21 protein-coding genes and 1 tRNA gene are annotated in these 14,684 nt (G+C 66.0%); 21 read left to right on the plus strand and 1 reads right to left on the minus strand.

The annotated features are described in order from the left end of the window. The first annotated feature begins 110 nt into the window (after nt 1-110). The 7 genes from GT347_RS20225 to GT347_RS20255 all read left to right on the plus strand — a co-directional run bounded on the left by GT347_RS20225 (nt 111) and on the right by GT347_RS20255 (nt 5,582). Nucleotides 111-184, plus strand: a tRNA-Met gene (locus GT347_RS20225). Nucleotides 185-365: 181 nt separating this feature from the next. Further along, nucleotides 366-983, plus strand: coding sequence for a putative metallopeptidase (locus GT347_RS20230; protein WP_195812360.1), 618 nt, complete (start codon nt 366-368; stop codon nt 981-983). A gap of 50 nt (nt 984-1,033) precedes the next feature. After that, a complete protein-coding gene (locus GT347_RS20235; protein WP_229722402.1) occupies nt 1,034-1,486 on the plus strand; it encodes a DUF2280 domain-containing protein in 453 nt (150 codons plus the stop codon). After that, nucleotides 1,461-2,771, plus strand: coding sequence for a phage terminase large subunit family protein (locus tag GT347_RS20240; protein ID WP_160553914.1), 1,311 nt, complete (start codon nt 1,461-1,463; stop codon nt 2,769-2,771). Before GT347_RS20235 ends, GT347_RS20240 begins: the two co-directional genes overlap by 26 nt. A 7-nt stretch (nt 2,772-2,778) precedes the next feature. Continuing rightward, nucleotides 2,779-4,221 (plus strand): DUF4055 domain-containing protein, encoded by a 1,443-nt coding sequence (locus GT347_RS20245; RefSeq protein ID WP_229722403.1) that lies wholly within the window; start codon nt 2,779-2,781, stop codon nt 4,219-4,221. Continuing rightward, nucleotides 4,202-5,314: a phage minor head protein gene (locus GT347_RS20250; protein ID WP_160553915.1), complete on the plus strand. Its 1,113-nt coding sequence runs from the start codon at nt 4,202-4,204 to the stop codon at nt 5,312-5,314. The genes GT347_RS20245 and GT347_RS20250 overlap by 20 nt, the downstream gene beginning before the upstream one ends. A 76-nt stretch (nt 5,315-5,390) precedes the next feature. Beyond that, nucleotides 5,391-5,582, plus strand: a complete 192-nt coding sequence (locus GT347_RS20255) for a hypothetical protein (RefSeq protein WP_160553916.1) — start codon at nt 5,391-5,393, stop codon at nt 5,580-5,582. On the opposite strand, the gene GT347_RS20260 is transcribed toward GT347_RS20255, so the two are convergent. Then, the gene (locus GT347_RS20260; protein WP_160553917.1) at nt 5,579-5,803 is read right to left on the minus strand and encodes a hypothetical protein; all 225 of its coding nucleotides are present in this window, start codon (nt 5,801-5,803) and stop codon (nt 5,579-5,581) included. The genes GT347_RS20255 and GT347_RS20260 overlap by 4 nt on opposite strands. 146 nt (nt 5,804-5,949) lie before the next feature. On the opposite strand from GT347_RS20260, the gene GT347_RS20265 reads away from it, so the two are divergent. The 14 genes from GT347_RS20265 to GT347_RS20330 all read left to right on the plus strand — a co-directional run bounded on the left by GT347_RS20265 (nt 5,950) and on the right by GT347_RS20330 (nt 14,680). Beyond that, on the plus strand, nt 5,950-6,753 hold the full coding sequence (locus tag GT347_RS20265) for a DUF6651 domain-containing protein (protein ID WP_229722404.1): 804 nt from the start codon (nt 5,950-5,952) through the stop codon (nt 6,751-6,753). A gap of 63 nt (nt 6,754-6,816) precedes the next feature. After that, on the plus strand, nt 6,817-8,139 hold the full coding sequence (locus GT347_RS20270; protein ID WP_160553918.1) for a P22 phage major capsid protein family protein: 1,323 nt from the start codon (nt 6,817-6,819) through the stop codon (nt 8,137-8,139). Nucleotides 8,140-8,200: 61 nt separating this feature from the next. Beyond that, entirely contained in the window at nt 8,201-8,653 is a 453-nt protein-coding gene (locus GT347_RS20275) for a hypothetical protein (protein WP_160553919.1), read from the plus strand. A gap of 70 nt (nt 8,654-8,723) precedes the next feature. Continuing rightward, nucleotides 8,724-9,146 (plus strand): hypothetical protein, encoded by a 423-nt coding sequence (locus GT347_RS20280; protein WP_160553920.1) that lies wholly within the window; start codon nt 8,724-8,726, stop codon nt 9,144-9,146. Between the two features lie 35 nt (nt 9,147-9,181). Next, nucleotides 9,182-10,918 carry a hypothetical protein gene (locus tag GT347_RS20285; protein WP_160553921.1) on the plus strand — a complete coding sequence of 579 codons (1,737 nt, stop codon included), beginning with the start codon at nt 9,182-9,184 and terminating at the stop codon, nt 10,916-10,918. 5 nt (nt 10,919-10,923) lie between these two features. Beyond that, nucleotides 10,924-11,451, plus strand: coding sequence for a DnaT-like ssDNA-binding protein (locus tag GT347_RS20290; RefSeq protein ID WP_160553922.1), 528 nt, complete (start codon nt 10,924-10,926; stop codon nt 11,449-11,451). After that, nucleotides 11,448-11,831, plus strand: a complete 384-nt coding sequence (locus GT347_RS20295; protein WP_160553923.1) for a hypothetical protein — start codon at nt 11,448-11,450, stop codon at nt 11,829-11,831. The genes GT347_RS20290 and GT347_RS20295 overlap by 4 nt, the downstream gene beginning before the upstream one ends. Beyond that, nucleotides 11,828-12,148, plus strand: a complete 321-nt coding sequence (locus GT347_RS20300; RefSeq protein ID WP_160553924.1) for a hypothetical protein — start codon at nt 11,828-11,830, stop codon at nt 12,146-12,148. Before GT347_RS20295 ends, GT347_RS20300 begins: the two co-directional genes overlap by 4 nt. Continuing rightward, a complete protein-coding gene (locus GT347_RS20305) occupies nt 12,148-12,537 on the plus strand; it encodes an HK97 gp10 family phage protein (RefSeq protein WP_160553925.1) in 390 nt (129 codons plus the stop codon). Before GT347_RS20300 ends, GT347_RS20305 begins: the two co-directional genes overlap by 1 nt. Beyond that, nucleotides 12,534-12,968 carry a phage tail terminator-like protein gene (locus GT347_RS20310; RefSeq protein ID WP_160553926.1) on the plus strand — a complete coding sequence of 145 codons (435 nt, stop codon included), beginning with the start codon at nt 12,534-12,536 and terminating at the stop codon, nt 12,966-12,968. The genes GT347_RS20305 and GT347_RS20310 overlap by 4 nt, the downstream gene beginning before the upstream one ends. Nucleotides 12,969-12,979: 11 nt before the next feature. Next, nucleotides 12,980-13,165, plus strand: a complete 186-nt coding sequence (locus tag GT347_RS20315) for a hypothetical protein (protein ID WP_160553927.1) — start codon at nt 12,980-12,982, stop codon at nt 13,163-13,165. Between the two features lie 96 nt (nt 13,166-13,261). Then, nucleotides 13,262-13,729 carry a phage tail tube protein gene (locus GT347_RS20320; protein WP_160553928.1) on the plus strand — a complete coding sequence of 156 codons (468 nt, stop codon included), beginning with the start codon at nt 13,262-13,264 and terminating at the stop codon, nt 13,727-13,729. A gap of 106 nt (nt 13,730-13,835) precedes the next feature. Continuing rightward, a complete protein-coding gene (locus GT347_RS20325; RefSeq protein WP_160553929.1) occupies nt 13,836-14,252 on the plus strand; it encodes a hypothetical protein in 417 nt (138 codons plus the stop codon). 77 nt (nt 14,253-14,329) lie between these two features. Then, the gene (locus tag GT347_RS20330; RefSeq protein ID WP_160553930.1) at nt 14,330-14,680 is read left to right on the plus strand and encodes a hypothetical protein; all 351 of its coding nucleotides are present in this window, start codon (nt 14,330-14,332) and stop codon (nt 14,678-14,680) included. Nucleotides 14,681-14,684: the final 4 nt, after the last annotated feature.

The following is a 14,684-nucleotide window of genomic DNA, read 5'->3' on the forward strand; positions in this document are numbered from 1 at the left end:
AAGCCACCCACGCGGTGGCTTTTTCGTTTCTGCATCCCAGCACACAGGCCGTGTCGCCGCCCTTCCAAGCCGCGCAGAGCAAGGTTCAATTCCCTCGGGATGCTCCATATCGTGGTGTAGCGCAGCCTGGTAGCGCGCTGGGCTCATAACCCAGAGGCCGCTGGTTCGAATCCAGCCACCGCAACCCCTTGTCGTCAGCCGGACTCGCTCCACCACTCAGAGATGCCGGAGATCATGTCCGCGCTGACGACCCTTCGCTCCAGCGGCTGGGTGAGCAAGAACCCTCCGCCCCGGACCACCACCAGCTATCCAGCCTGCACCTCCCGCAGGACGCTGGCGGTGTGCCAGGCCCTTCAAGGATGCGCATGGGCAAGACCATCGCCAAGCGCCCGCTGCCGCCCGTCGGCCTGGATCACTTCCGGCCCGCGCCCGAAGTCGGCGTGTGGGTCAATGCCGAGGTGCTCGCATCCGAGGGCCGGATCCACAACCCCGAGCACCGGCACCTCGACCAGGCCGACCTGGAGTTCCTCTGGGCGCCCCGCGGCTTCGTCCGCCAGACGCGGTCGGTGATCGGCCAGGCCGAAGAGGTGATGATCCGCTCCGGTGGCTGGCAGAAGGCCCGCCAGGAAGAGCAGCTGACCGACTGGTTCGGCCGAGTACCCGGCTTCCTAATCACCCTGGACGCCAGCTACTGCGCCACCTGCAGCGACGCCGACTGGTGCGCACTGGTGGAGCACGAGCTCTACCACGTCGCCCACAAGCGCGACGAGTTCGGCGCCCCGGCCTTTACCAAGGAGGGGATGCCGAAGCTGTGCATCCGCGGGCATGACGTCGAAGAGTTCATCGGCGTGGTCCGGCGCTACGGTGTCGGTGATCCTAGTGGGGCTATCGCCCAGCTTGCCGCCGCGGCGCGCGGTCAGCCTGAAGTAACGCGGTCGAACATTGCAGGAGCTTGCGGGACTTGCCTGTTGCGGGCCGCCTAGGTTGACCACGGGTTGACGAGGGGACCTCTATGGCGGCTTTGTCGGAGGACGTGAAGCAGTTCATCGTCCAGGCGCTGGCGTGCTACGACACGCCGATGCAGGTCACCGAAGCGGTCAACCTCGAGTTCGGCCTGACGGTGCCGCGCCAGCAGGTAGAGAAGTACGACCCGACCAAGATGGCTGGCCGCGGGCTCAGCCGGAAATGGCGGGACCTGTTCCAGCAGACCCGGATCGACTGGAAGGCCGGCGCCACCGAGGTGCCCATCGCCAACCGCACCTTTCGGCTCCGCGTCTTGGCCCGCCTAGCGCAGAAGGCCGAGGGCATGCGCAACATGGCGCTGACCCTGCAAGTGCTGGAGCAGGCGGCCAAAGAGGTGGGCGATGCCTATGTGAATCGCCGCCTCGATGCGCCCAAGGGTCCGAGCGCCGAAGACAAGACGCCCGCGCAGGATTACAAGCTGCTGAGGCCGGACGAAGATGCTCCAGCAAGTCCGATCCTCTGACGGCCCGGTCGACCTCACGCCGAAGCAGGCGAACATCTATGTGTGGGGCTGGCAGCAGGCGGCGCGCTTCCGCGATGCGGTCTGCGGCCGGCGCTTCGGCAAGACATTCCTCGGCAAGGCTGAGATGCGGCGCGCGGCCAGGCTGGCCATGCAGTGGAACGTCAGCGTCGAGGACGAGATCTGGTACGCGGCGCCGACGTTCAAGCAGGCGAAGCGGGTTTTCTGGCGGCGGCTGAAGCAGGCGATCCCCAGCTCATGGCGCGCGGCGCGGCCGAACGAGACGGAATGCTCCATCACCCTGACGACCGGGCATGTGCTGCGGATCGTCGGGCTGGACAACTACGACAACCTGCGCGGCTCGGGCCTGTTTTTCCTGCTGATCGACGAATGGGCGGACTGCCCGTGGGCGGCCTGGGAAGAGGTGCTGCGGCCGATGCTGTCGACCTGCAAGTTCTTCGTGGATGGCGTGCTCCGCATCGGTGGCCACGTCCTGCGCATCGGCACGCCCAAGGGCTTCAACCACTGCTACGACACCTACCTGGACGGCCAGGACTGCCGGCAGGCTGACTGCAAGAGTTGGCTCTATACGTCGCTGCAGGGCGGCAACGTGCCCGAGTCCGAGATTGATGCGGCCCGCCGCACGATGGACCCGCGGACCTTCCGCCAGGAATACGACGCCAGTTTCGAGAACTACCAGGGCGTCGTCTACTACTGCTTCGATCGCCGAAAGAATCACACCGACGACGCTGTCAAGCCGGGCGATGCGCTGCACATCGGCATGGACTTCAACGTCGGCAAGATGGCTGCGGTGGTCTTCGTGGTGCGTGACGGCTTGCCGCGCGCAGTAGACGAGTTCAAGGATGTCTTCGACACGCCAGCGATGGTAGTGGCGATCAAGAAGCGTTTCCCGGACCACGGCATCTCGGTCTACCCGGACGCCTCGGGCCAGAACCGCAAGAGCAGCAACGCCAGCGAGTCCGACCTGAAGTTGCTGAGAGACGCGGGCTTCACCGTGGTGGTCGACCGCACGAATCCGGGCGTCAAGGACCGCATCAACAGCGTCAACGCGATGCTGTGCAACACCTACGACGAGCGGCGCCTGCTGGTCAACACGAGCAAGTGCCCCGGCTTCGTCATGTCCCTGGAGCGCCAGGTCTACGACGACAAGGGCGAGCCCGACAAGAAGGGTGGCTTCGATCACCAGAACGACGCCGGCGGCTACTTCATCGTGAAGACTTGGCCGGTCGTCAAGCGCGTGGCGAGCGTGTCTCCGCTGCGCATGTAAGGAAGCCATGGCCCTGAAGGTACAAGACCAATCGCAGGAGGTGCAGGCGATGGCCCAGGAATGGCCCATCGTCGAAGCGCTCCTCGGCGGCACGGCAGCCATGCGAAAGGCGGGCGCGCAGTTCCTGCCCAAGTGGCCGAACGAGGATCCGGTGAGCTATGCCGCACGCTTGGCCACCGCCACGCTCTTCCCGGCCCTGGCGCGCACGATCTCAGTGATGAGCGGGAAGCCATTCTCGAAGCAACTGACGCTCGGCGACGACGTGCCGGCCAACATCGTGGAATGGTGCGATGACGCGGACCAGCAGGGCGACAACCTGCACAGCTTCGCAGCTGATCTGCTGGCCGAGGCTCTGGGTTATGGACTGTGCGGCGTGCTGGTGGACTATCCGACCGTGGGCGATGCGGCCAGGACGCGCGCCGACGAGCGTGCCCTGGGCGTGCGGCCCTACCTGGTGCTGATCCGTCACCACCAGATCCTGGGCTGGCAGACCGAGCGCATCGGTGGCGTCACACGCCTCACCCAGCTGCGCCTCGCCGAAACAGCCGAGGTGCCAGACGGCGAGTTCGGCACCAAATGCGTGAAGCGCGTTCGTGTCCTGACGCCGGGCCTGTTCCAGCTGTGGGAAGAGCCGGAGAAAAAGGACGAGGAATACACCCTGGTAGGCGGCGGCGTCACCAGCCTGCCCATGATTCCCTTCGTCCCGTTCTACGGCAAGAAGAAGGGCTTCATGTGCGGCGTGTCTCCGCTCCAAGACCTTGCCTACCTGAACGTGAAGCACTGGCAGAGCCAGAGCGACCAGGACACGATCCTGCACGTCGCCCGGGTGCCGGTGCTGGCCATGATCGGCGCAGACGAGGTGGGTGCTGATGGCCAGGGCGGGACCCAGCTGACGGTCGGCGGTTCCGCCGCGGTGCGCCTGCCGAAAGACGGCGACCTGAAGTACGTCGAGCACAGCGGTGCGGCTATCGAGGCCGGCCAGACGAGCCTGGAACGCCTGGAGGACCAGATGGTCACCACCGGCGCCGAACTGCTCGTCATGAAGCCCGGCGACCAGAAGTCCGCGACGCAATCGAACAACGATGCCGAGGGCAACAAATCCGACCTGCAGCGCATCGTCGAATCGACCGAAGACGGCATCGACCAGGTGCTGCAGCTCATGGCCGCATGGGTGAAGCTGCCCGATGGTGGTCACATCAGCCTGTTCAAGGACTTCGGCGCGGCCACGCTTACCGACGCCAGCGCGCAGCTGATCGTCACCATGCAGCAGGCCGGCTTGATCACCAAGGAAACAGCGATCCGCGAGCAGCAGCGCCGCGGCATGTTGGCGGCGGACATCGACCCGGAGACGGAACTGGCGGCCGTGGAAGAGCAGGGCCCGCCGCTCGGCACGCTGGGTCTGCAGGACCCGAACAACCCTGGCAACGGCGATGGCGGAAACGGTCAATGAGCGGCTGCGCGATGCGGCCATAAGTCACGAGGTCGACCTTCGCCAGTACAGCGCCAGCGTGGTCCACAAGATCATCGCGGTGCTGAACCGCAGCGATGAGCGCCTGTTCGAGCAACTGACCGCGGCCCTGGCCCAGGTCGAGCCAAGCACCTTCGCCGTGGACCGCCTCGAATCGTTGCTTGGCAGCGTCCGGGCGACCAACGTCCAGGCCTACAACCAGGTCGAGCGCGACCTGACCGCCGAGCTGCGCGACTTCGCCGGCTACGAGGTCGATTTCCAGTCGACCACTCTGCGCGACGTGATGCCGCAGCCTGTGCCGGTCGCCGTGGTGAGCGTGGATCAGGTCTATGCCGCCGCGATGGCCAGGCCTTTCCAAGGCGGCCTCCTGAAGCAGTGGATTGCCGACCAGAAGGCTGGAAAGGCCAAGAAGATCCGCCAGGTGGTGGCGCAAGGCTTTGTCGAGGGTCGCACCACCGACCAGATCGTGCGTGACCTCCGCGGCACGCGGGCGAAGGGCTATGCCGACGGCCTGCTAGAGATCAGCCGGCGCGATGCGCAGTCTGTCGTGCAGACCGCCCTGGGCCACATGGCCGGCTTCGTGCAGGACCGGGTCGCCGAGGCGAACGAAGACATCATCAAGGCGGTGCGGTGGTCTGCGACGCTCGATTTGCGCACCTCACCTATCTGCCGGGTGCGGGACGGCAAGACCTACACGCCTGCCGGGCACAAACCGATCGGGCACACGCTGCCGTGGCTGGCCGGGCCAGGCCGGGCGCATTGGCGGTGCCGGTCAGCGCAGGCCATCGTGACGAAGAGCTGGCAGGAGCTGTCGGGCGTCCCCGGCATCCCAGAATTCACGCCCAGCCAGCGCGCGAGCATGGACGGCCAGGTGCCGGCCGAGACGACATACCCGCAGTGGCTGGCGAAGCAGTCGGCCGCGCGACAAGACCAAGTGCTGGGCCCCGCCCGCGCGAAGTTGCTGCGCGACGGCGGCCTTGAACTGAAGGATCTCTACGGCGCCAAGGGCCAGCCGCTCACGCTGGACCAGCTGCGCGAGCGCGACGCGGCGGCGTTTTCGAAGGCCGGCATATAGTTGCAGGATGCCGCTGCAGCTCGTCCCGCCCTCCGAGCCTTCCCACGAAGAGAAGGTTCGCCAGCGCGTGCGGTCCATGCCGAAGCGTCAGGACGGCATGCTCCAGTGCAACCGATGCGGCTGCCGGACCTCGCTGACCACCACGAACGGCACCTACTTCAAGGACGGCCGGCGCATCAACGGCACGGTGATCGAGAAGGACGTCTGCGCGAACTGCTTCAAGGATGGAATCAAGAGTTCCATGCTGCCCACCATCAAGCCGGCCTAATTCCGCCAGCTCTGCTTGAACTCCTGATCGGCCCACATCTCCACAAAGTCGGCCGGCGCGAAGCTCTTAGTCCGGAAATCGAAAACTTCAGGGTGCGCCTGTTTAAGCCACGACAGGAAGTCTGAAACGTTGATTTCCTGGGATCCTTTGTCTGGATGAAATTTGGCCTGCCACGAGTGACACAACGACCTGACAGCCTGTTCGGCTTCCTTCTTCATCATTTCGACGACTCCTGACTTAGATCGCGGATCGTATCGAACCCCTTCTCAAGCCGCCCCGGTGCAAATCGGAGGCGGCTTTTTCATGCCTCAAACGCGGATGCGGAGTAGGGCGCTTCGGGCCGGATGGCCCACCGACCAGCGGGCGGATGCCCAAGGAAACAGCAACCATGCCTTTCAAACTCGACGCAAACGGCGCCATCGTCACCCAGGATGTCAACGGCCAGAAGCTGCCCGTGTTCGTGCATGCAGACGGCAAAGAGACCGCCTTCGATGGCGACAGCACCATCGCCACCATCAGCCGCCTCAACGGTGAAGCAAAGTCCCACAGGGAACGAGCCGAAGCCGCCGAGACCGGCCTGAAGGCTTTCGAGGGCATTGCCGATCCGGCAGCGGCCCGCAAGGCCCTGGACGTGGTCAAGAACCTCGACGACAAGAAGCTGGTGGATGCCGGCGAGGTCGAGAAGGTCAAGGCCGAAGCCATCAAGTCCGTGCGCGCCGAGTACGAACCCATCGTCGCCAAGGCCAAGGATCTGGAAGGCCAGCTCTACGGCGAAAAGATCGGCGGCGCCTTCGCCCGTTCCAAGTTCATCGCCGAGAAGGTCGCGGTGCCCGTCGACATGGTGCAAGCCACGTTCGGCGGCCGCTTCAAGGTGGTGGACGGCAAGACGGTCGCGGTCGACGTCAACGGCCAGCAGATCTTCAGCCGCACCCGCCACGGCGAGCCGGCTGACTTCGAAGAAGCGCTCGAAATTCTCGTGGACACCTATCCCCACAAGGATCGGATCCTCAAGGGCTCGGGCGCCTCTGGCGGCGGCGCGCAAGGCAGCAATGGCCAAGGTGCTGGCGGCAAGAAGAGCATCACCCGAGCTCAGTTCAATGCCATGCCTCCGGAAGCCCAGCGGGCTGCGGCGGCCGAGGCGAACAAGGGCACCACAGTCATCACCGACTGACCTTTCCGTTTCTCAACCTCCCGGCCCGCCATGTGCGGGCTTTTTTGTTCCCGAAAGTCCGACATGAAAAACACGCTTTCCAAGCTGCGCTTCGGCGCCCTGGCACTAGCCGCATCCATCGCGGCCGTGCTACCCATGACCACCTACGCAGCCGCGGTGGGCCGGGTCTACAACGCGCTGGTCCTGCAGGTCACCGAGGCCAAGCAGAGCTTCGCGCTCGGCTCCAACACCCTGACGGGCCTGATCCCCACGCTATACGCGGCGCTGGACACCGTGGCGCGCGAGTTCGTCGGGTTCATCCCAGCGGTGGCGCGCGACAACCAGCTGGCGCGGGCGGCCAAGGGTCAGCAGGTCACCTCGTTCATTGCGCCGCCGGCCACCGCCGCCGACGTGGTGCCGGGGGTGACCGCGCCCAACGACGGCGACCAGGTCTTCGGCGCCTTCAACCTCACCATCAGCAAGTCCCGCTACGTGCCGGTCCGCTGGAACGGCGAGGAGCAGCTGGCGCTGAACAACGGTAACGGCGTCGGCCAGCAAGCCATGATCGTCCAGCAGTTTGCCCAGGCGTTCCGCACGCTGACCAACGAGATGGAAGCCGACATGGCCATGACCGCCTACAAGGCGGCTTCGCGCTCGACCGGCACTCCGGGCACCGCGCCGTTCGGCGTGGCCGGCGACCTGACCGACTTCTCCAACCCCGCCCAGATCCTGGACGTGAACGGTGCACCGATCGGCGACCGCGCCATGATCGTCAGCGCGCCGGCCATGAACAACCTGCGCGGCAAGCAGTCGGTGCTGTTCAAGGTCAACGAAGCCGGCACCGACGACCTGCTGCGCCGCGGCTCCATCGGCGAGGCCGAAGGCTTCCGCATCGGCTATGCGCCGGCCATCAAGCAGGTGGTCAAGGGCACGGGCGCCAGCTATGTGACCAGCGGCACCTACGCCGCTGGCGCGACCGCCATCACCCTGGCCACCGGTACCGGCACCGTCCTGCAAGGCGACCAGGTCACCTTCGCCGGCGACCCGAACGTCTACGGCGTCAACACCGGCCTCTCGGCTCCCGGCACTCTGGTGCTGAACAGCCCCGGCCTCCAGCAGGCGCTGGCCAACGGCGTGGCGATGACGGTGGGCAACAGCTTTATGCCGAACATCGCATTCCAGCGCAACGGCCTGATCCTGGCCACCCGTCTGCCCGCCGTGCCGGTCGACATCAACGGCGTGGCCAACGACATGGCCGACGACCGCATGGCGATCACCGACCCCTTCTCGGGCATCACGTTCGAGGTCTCGCTGTACCGCCAGTACCGCCAGATCAAGTACGAGATCGCGCTCGCCTGGGGCACGGGCGCAACCAAGTCCGACTTCGTCGCGCTGCTGCGCGGCTGAGCCCCACAGGCCTGTCGGGAGCCTCGCGCTCCCGATCGATTCTCACGTTCAAGGAATTCCGATGACCGACACCACCAAAGACGCCGACAAGGCCAACGAACAGGCGCTGAAAGCCCAAGCCGAAGCCGCCGAGCTGCAGCGCAAGGCTGACGAAGTCGCCGCGGGCACCACGCCGGAACAGAAGAAGGCCGATGCCGCTGCGCAGAGAGCCGACGACCTGCTGGCCAAGGCTGCTGAAGCCGGCGTCGTCGACGAGGCCGCCAAGGCTGTGCCCACCACCGCAGTCGATGCGGGTGTACTGGCGATCGTCCCGGCTGGAACCATGGCCGGCGACCACCGCGCCCAGAAGTTCGGCAACGACCCATCCAACCCCAAACCCGCCCCTGGCGTGGACATGGAGGCCGCCAAGGTCAAGCTGGTGATCCAGAAGCCGGAGCCCGAGGGCAAGGTCTTTTGCGAAGTGCCCGAGGCGATGGTCGGCGACTACGAGCGCGCCGGCTGGAACCGCGCCTGAGCGAAAGCCTGGGTTCGAGCGTCCTGGTGCGCCAGGGCGTTTTTGCACAGCCTTTTCATCGGAGGATCCCATGAGCGAGACCATCATCGAACAGCCCGCCGCCGGCTGCATCTTCATGTACCGCGGCGGCCAGCGCGCCGAGGTGAACGAGAACTCCATCGGGATCATGTCCGGCCTCGGCTGGGCGGAAACCGATGGGCCGGCCGCGCCGACGCGCGCCGAGTTGGATGTGGCGCTGGCTGCGCTGCCCGGCAACTACACAGACCCGGAATACGTGGTGAAGGGCATGCGTCAACACTTCGGCGAGCTCTTCACCGGCGAGGACGAAGCCAAGGTGCGGGAGCTCGTCACGGCGCCCGAGAAGAAGGCTTCCGACGGCCTCAAGGTCGACGAACTGAAGGCCGCCCTGGCCGCCCGCGGCGTCGAAATCCCCGATGGCGTCACTCTGAAGGCTGACCTGGCCGTGCTGCTCGACAACGCACCCGCAGCTTAAGCCGCCTGGCGGCAACCGAATCCGAAAGTCCACCCATGCCCACGATCAATACCGGCTCCCCCTTCACCAATACGCTGCGCGCGGGCGCAACGCTCATGGTGGCCGCGCCCGCTGGCGGCCTGGCGTTGATCGAGCGCACCACTGGTCCCGGTGTGGTCGAGAAGACGACCGTTTCGGCGGGGGCCAGCACGACCCTCGGCCCTTACCTGGGCACCTGCCAATTTAAGGTCACGTCGCTCGTGGGCGCCGTCGAGGTCACGCAGGGACAAGCTGATGCGGGCGGGGGCGGCGCTGGCTACACCGACGCCCAGGCCCTGGCAGCGGCAAGGGCGGGGATTGCCGCCAGTGTGCTCACTCAGGCGGATGTGGCAGTGGCGGCCCGAATTACCAAGGCGGCGCGCCAGGGCGGCCTGCGCCAAGGCAATCCGGTCATCACGGAATACGCCGAAGACGGCACAACCTTCGCGCGGTACATGGCGCCCAACGACAAGATCATCCAGCGCGGTCAATGCGTCTGGATTCCCGCGCCGACCGGCAGCTCTGGCGCTCCCGCCGCATCCGGCAACTACACCAATCTGGCGTACACCGGAGACGCCCAGTGCATCGTCGGCGAGATCGGCAGCCAGTCCGGCCCCGTGTGCCGCCTGACGGCCACGGTTGCCGGCGGCATCGACTGCCTCTACACCCTGCCCACCCCGATTGCGCCGCCCACTTATCGGGGAAATTTCTTCCTGGATGTCGTGCTGCGCGTGCCGCCGGAAGCGGTGGGCAACGGCATCGACATCGTGGTCGGCGGCGCTGATGGTGGCCGCCGGCGCTTCAAGTTCAATGCATCTGCCTTCAAGGGCGGGATTACCACGCTCCGCCTGTGGAACCCGAACCACGCCCCGAGTGATCTGGCTCAGCGCTACAGCTCCATCTCGTCCACCGACGAGTCGGCTACGCCTTTCTGGGATTTCACGTCGAACATCACCTACATCCGCATCTGGGGCCAGAACACTCCCATCAACACGTCGATTGATGTGATCGGCGCATGGACCCCGACCATCGTCAAGCCGCAAATCTGCCTCGAATTCGAGCTGGCCGAATTCGCCGAGTCTCCGGCCAACGTGCTGCGCTGGCTCAATGCTGGCCTGGGCGCATCGGTGCGCGCCACCTCGCTTCCGTCTGCGCGGACCACAAGCATCGTCGCTACTCTCAAGTCGTTGTATGACGCCGGAGCCGACATCTACAACGGCTCGCAATCCCGCACGTCGCTGAACGGCTCTAGCACCGAGGCCCTGCTGCGCTCTGAGATGGGCTTGGCCGCCGCCTGGATCGCCAGCAAGGGCTGGATTCGTGGCGCCGACACGTTCAGCACCATCGGTAAGAGTTCCGGCCCCGCTGCCCTGATGCGCAAGGTGGCGGCTCAGTTCAATATCCGGCGCGGCGACGATGGCAATTCGCGTGCGAACGTCTTCACGGCTGGTCCTGCTGGCTTCGACACTCCGATGCACATGCCGGCGCGGGGATACAACGGCCCGACCGTCTATATCAACTACGTCGAGGCTGCGAAGGCCACCGGCGGCATCCTGAAGAATTTCGTGCATGGCGTCACGGCTTACACGGGGGCGCTGCCGGTGCCCGATGCCGCCAACCCTATTGGCGGCGGCGGTATGTGGGCGCAAGACATGGACATTCTCATCCCGTATCTGCAAGCGCAAGTCGCTGCGGGCGAGATCGACGTCGTTGGCTGCGGTCAACTTAGCGCTTTCCTGGATGGCCTGGGTTGACCGCCATGCCCCTCACCGTCGATACCGGCGCCGGCAATCCGGCTGCAGACTCCTTCGTCAGCCTGGCTGACGCCACGGCCTACCACTCCTCGATAGGCAATACAGCCTGGGCCGATCTCGCCCCCGATGTGCAGGAGCAGCGCCTGCGCCGCGCCACTGCCTTCATGGAGCAGGCCTACCGCATGCGCTGGGCCGGCACCCGCGTCACGTCCACCCAGGCGCTGTCCTGGCCGCGAGCATGGGTGCCCATGCCCGACGCGCCGGGCGGCTACGGTTCCCTGCCGGCCTACTACCCGATCGACAGCGTGCCGGTGGCGGTGCAGCGGGCCTGTGCTGAGTTGGCGCTGAAGGCTGCGACCAGCAGCAGCCTGGCGCCGGACGTGAAGCCGCTGGCCACCCGCGTGAAGGTCGGCCCCATCGAGAAGGAGTACGCCGCCGGCAGCCGGCAGACGACACGCTACGGCGCGGTCGAGGGCATGCTAGCGCCGTTCTTTGCCACGTCGGGCGGCATGGTGCGGGTGGTGCGAGCGTGAAGGGCTGGCTCGATCGAAGCCTGATCGTCGGGCCGTACCTGACGTTGTGCCTGTCGGAGGTCGAGTTCCGGCGCGCAATGAAGCGTTGCACCGTCGCCGTTGCCGACCAGCCAGCCTGGATCCGCAACGACCAGTCGGACGCGACCGTGCACTGGCTGACCAACCCGAAAGGGTGCCTAGTCTGCATCGTGTGCGTCCGCCCGCGGGCTGACACGACCGGCATCCAAGTCGCCGCCATGCTGGTCCATGAGGCAGTCCACATCTGGCAGCGGTTCCTGCTGGACATCGGTGAGGACCAGCCCTCTGCCGAGTTCGAGGCCTATTCGATCCAGGCCATCTCGCAGCGCCTGATGGAAGCCTACGCGGAGCGCACGTCATGAGCGACTTCTACGATGACCTGGCGGCAACGGCGGTAGAGCTGTTGGAAGAACTCGGCCAGGAGATCGCCCTGGCGCGCGGCGGCCTGCGCTTCTCCGCTGCCGGCGTGGCCCTCGACTACGCCCAGCGCGACATCGACGGCAGCCGCATCAAGTGGGGTGATCGCCGCGTCTACGTGGCGCCGGACCTGGGTACGGCTCCCGTGTCGGGCGACCAGCTGCGGCTCGCCGACGGCACGGTGCTGCTGGTGATCGCTTCGCGGCCGCTGGCGCCGGACGGAACCATAGTGCTGCACGACGTGCAGGTCCGGGGCGCCTGATGACCTTCGCCGCGCAGATCGCCTTGTTTGCTTCGAAAACGAAACTGGGCATGGACACTGTCGTCCGCAAGGTCGCCTTCGACCTTGGCTCCGCGCTGGTCATCAAGTCGCCCGTCGATAGCGGGCGCTTCAAGAACAACTGGCAGATTGGAGTTGGGTCCGTGAATCTGGCCATCGATTCGGCCAACGACCCCAGCGGTGCGGCCGCGCTGACCCGCTTGGCGGCTTCCATCGCCACGGTGAAGGCTGGAGGCGTGCTCTACCTCACCAACTCGCTTCCCTATGCTCAGCGCCTGGAATATGGCTGGTCCAAGCAGGCTCCGGCCGGCATGGTGCGCACCACGACGGCCGAGTACGGCACCTACCTTCGGAAGGCCATCGCCTCATGAGCAATGCCGTCATCCGCGCCGAGTTCGAAGCGCGCCTTGCAGCATGGGCCGCCACCCAGGTGCCGCCGCTGGCCATCGCTTTCCAGAACCAGGCTTTCACACCGCCTGCGGCCGTATTCGGCAGCCCCGCCCCGACATACCTGCGCTGCTTCCTGATCCCGGCCATGACCGACAGCCTCACGCTGGCCGGCAATCACCGGCAGTACCGCGGCGTGTTCCAGGTCTCCATCGTGCTGGCGCGCGACGTCGAATCCACCGCGGCCGAAGCCTTTATCCCTGCGCTCGACGCGCTGTTTTCAGTGGCAGTGCCGGCCGTGCGCGCCGGGCTGCGGATCCTGGTGATGAAGCCCATGAGCGCCGCTGCCGCCATTTCCGAGGACGACCGCCAGGTCATCCCTGTTTCCTGCCGCTACCAAGTCGACACCGTTTGAGGACCACCACCATGACCACCCAGCTCCAAGCTCTGCACGCATTCACCAGCCCCGAGGGCGACTTTGCCGCCGGCGCCACGTTCGAAGTCGAAGACAAAGACCGCGTCAAATTCCTGATCGACGGCTGCTACGCCAAGCAGATCACCAAGACCGAGGCCAAGGCCATCGCCGAGGCTTCGACCGGCTCCGACGCCTGAAAGAACCCTGCCCGCGAGGGCAGCCACAGCCCGCTCGGCATCGTGCCCGGCGGGCTTTTTTATGCCCTCGCGGGCCTCCTTTGAAAGGCAAGCACCATGCCCTCCGCAGTTGAAACCGTCGCCGGCACCAAGATCGGCATTTCGGCGGCCGCGCCCGCAACCTTCGACGCCGCCGGCTACACCGCTCTGACGTTCTCCAACATCGGCGAGATCACCGATGGCGGCTCCCACGGGCGTACCTACGCCGAAGTGACCCACAAGCCGATCGGCAATCGCTCGACCCAGAAGTTCAAGGGCTCCTTCGACGAAGGGACCAAGACGATCCAGCTGGCCATCAGCCCCGCGGATCCTGGCCAGGTCCTGCTCAAGACGGCGCTGGCTTCCGATGCGCCGTTCTCCTTCCAGGTCATGTACCAGGGGGGCGACATCGACTACTTCCAGGCGCGCGTGCTGAGCTTCAGCAAGTCGGCGCCGAACGTGGATTCGATCCGCGCCGCCACCGTGCAGCTCTCGCTGACCACGTCGTCCACCGGCGTCGGCATCGTCGAAAAGCTGGCCACCTGATCACCGGGCATTCGCCCGCACCCCTACACCGGCCCGGCTGCTGTCGCTCTTCGCGGAGCGCGGTGGCTAGGCACGGGCATTTCCACTTCTCCGTGAAAGAATTCCCATGGATAGCTACGACATCGCCCTGCTGAACGGCGCCGAAACCACGTTCCGCGTCCCATTCCTTCAGTCCGCGCTGGGCGAGCCGAAGGTCGGCTTCATCATCGTCGGCAAGGACAGCCCGCAGTTCATCGAGTGCGAGAAGCGCATGCGCATCGAGAGCGTCAAGCGCCGCGCGCTGGCCGGCAAGCTTATCGACACCCGCACCGATGAAGGCGCGGCGGAGCTGGTCGGCATCAGCATCGAGAACGAGATCAGGCTGGCGGCCGCCGTGACAGTTGGCTGGTTCGGCTTCACCGACCAGAGCACCGAGGCGCCGTTCGACCCGGCACTAGCCCGCAAGGCGCTGGAGAAGCGCGCGGCCTGGCGCACGGCGATCATGCAGGCGCTGGAGAACGAGTCCAATTTTTTGCCCTCGTAGAGCGCGACCTGGCGCTCCACGTCAGGCAGCTCGCCTGGCTGCGCGCCGCGCTCGAGATCAAGAACGCGCCCAAAGGGTTGGAGCCCGAAAGCCGGCTCTCTCGAATCCTCGCCAAGGGCGACCAGCCGGAACTCCCGCCCGACCCGCTACCGGAGCTCACGGCCATCCTGATGGACGCCGGCCCGACGCAGCCGTCCGGCATGGGGCCTGTGCCGCTCACGGCCACCGAACTTCGCGCCTGGCAGCAGGGCACGGCCACCTACCTGACCCGGTGGGAGTTCCGGCTGGTGTTGCGCCTATCCGCCGAATACCTCGCAGAGCTGCAGCGGGCATCTGACCCCCTGCGGCCACCACCCTGGATCAACAAGCCAACGCCTGAGCGCCGCGTGAGCGTCGCAAAGCACATCCGCAACCTGCTGCGAGATTGAAGGA

It is taken from the genome of Xylophilus rhododendri, from assembly GCF_009906855.1.
In the GTDB taxonomy this organism is placed as follows: Bacteria; Pseudomonadota; Gammaproteobacteria; order Burkholderiales; family Burkholderiaceae_C; genus Xylophilus; species Xylophilus rhododendri.

Excerpts from the sequence above, each read along its gene's own strand:
- GT347_RS20230 (WP_195812360.1), top strand. The coding sequence starts at position 366 with ATGGGCAAGACCATCGCCAAGCGCCCGCTGCCGCCCGTCGGCCTGGAT.
- GT347_RS20240 (WP_160553914.1), top strand. The coding sequence starts at position 1,461 with ATGCTCCAGCAAGTCCGATCCTCTGACGGCCCGGTCGACCTCACGCCG.
- GT347_RS20245 (WP_229722403.1), top strand. The coding sequence starts at position 2,779 with ATGGCCCTGAAGGTACAAGACCAATCGCAGGAGGTGCAGGCGATGGCC.
- GT347_RS20250 (WP_160553915.1), top strand. The coding sequence starts at position 4,202 with ATGGCGGAAACGGTCAATGAGCGGCTGCGCGATGCGGCCATAAGTCAC.
- GT347_RS20255 (WP_160553916.1), top strand. The coding sequence starts at position 5,391 with ATGCCGAAGCGTCAGGACGGCATGCTCCAGTGCAACCGATGCGGCTGC.
- GT347_RS20260 (WP_160553917.1), bottom strand. The coding sequence starts at position 5,803 with ATGATGAAGAAGGAAGCCGAACAGGCTGTCAGGTCGTTGTGTCACTCG.
- GT347_RS20265 (WP_229722404.1), top strand. The coding sequence starts at position 5,950 with ATGCCCAAGGAAACAGCAACCATGCCTTTCAAACTCGACGCAAACGGC.
- GT347_RS20270 (WP_160553918.1), top strand. The coding sequence starts at position 6,817 with ATGAAAAACACGCTTTCCAAGCTGCGCTTCGGCGCCCTGGCACTAGCC.
- GT347_RS20275 (WP_160553919.1), top strand. The coding sequence starts at position 8,201 with ATGACCGACACCACCAAAGACGCCGACAAGGCCAACGAACAGGCGCTG.
- GT347_RS20280 (WP_160553920.1), top strand. The coding sequence starts at position 8,724 with ATGAGCGAGACCATCATCGAACAGCCCGCCGCCGGCTGCATCTTCATG.
- GT347_RS20285 (WP_160553921.1), top strand. The coding sequence starts at position 9,182 with ATGCCCACGATCAATACCGGCTCCCCCTTCACCAATACGCTGCGCGCG.
- GT347_RS20290 (WP_160553922.1), top strand. The coding sequence starts at position 10,924 with ATGCCCCTCACCGTCGATACCGGCGCCGGCAATCCGGCTGCAGACTCC.
- GT347_RS20300 (WP_160553924.1), top strand. The coding sequence starts at position 11,828 with ATGAGCGACTTCTACGATGACCTGGCGGCAACGGCGGTAGAGCTGTTG.
- GT347_RS20305 (WP_160553925.1), top strand. The coding sequence starts at position 12,148 with ATGACCTTCGCCGCGCAGATCGCCTTGTTTGCTTCGAAAACGAAACTG.
- GT347_RS20310 (WP_160553926.1), top strand. The coding sequence starts at position 12,534 with ATGAGCAATGCCGTCATCCGCGCCGAGTTCGAAGCGCGCCTTGCAGCA.
- GT347_RS20315 (WP_160553927.1), top strand. The coding sequence starts at position 12,980 with ATGACCACCCAGCTCCAAGCTCTGCACGCATTCACCAGCCCCGAGGGC.
- GT347_RS20320 (WP_160553928.1), top strand. The coding sequence starts at position 13,262 with ATGCCCTCCGCAGTTGAAACCGTCGCCGGCACCAAGATCGGCATTTCG.
- GT347_RS20325 (WP_160553929.1), top strand. The coding sequence starts at position 13,836 with ATGGATAGCTACGACATCGCCCTGCTGAACGGCGCCGAAACCACGTTC.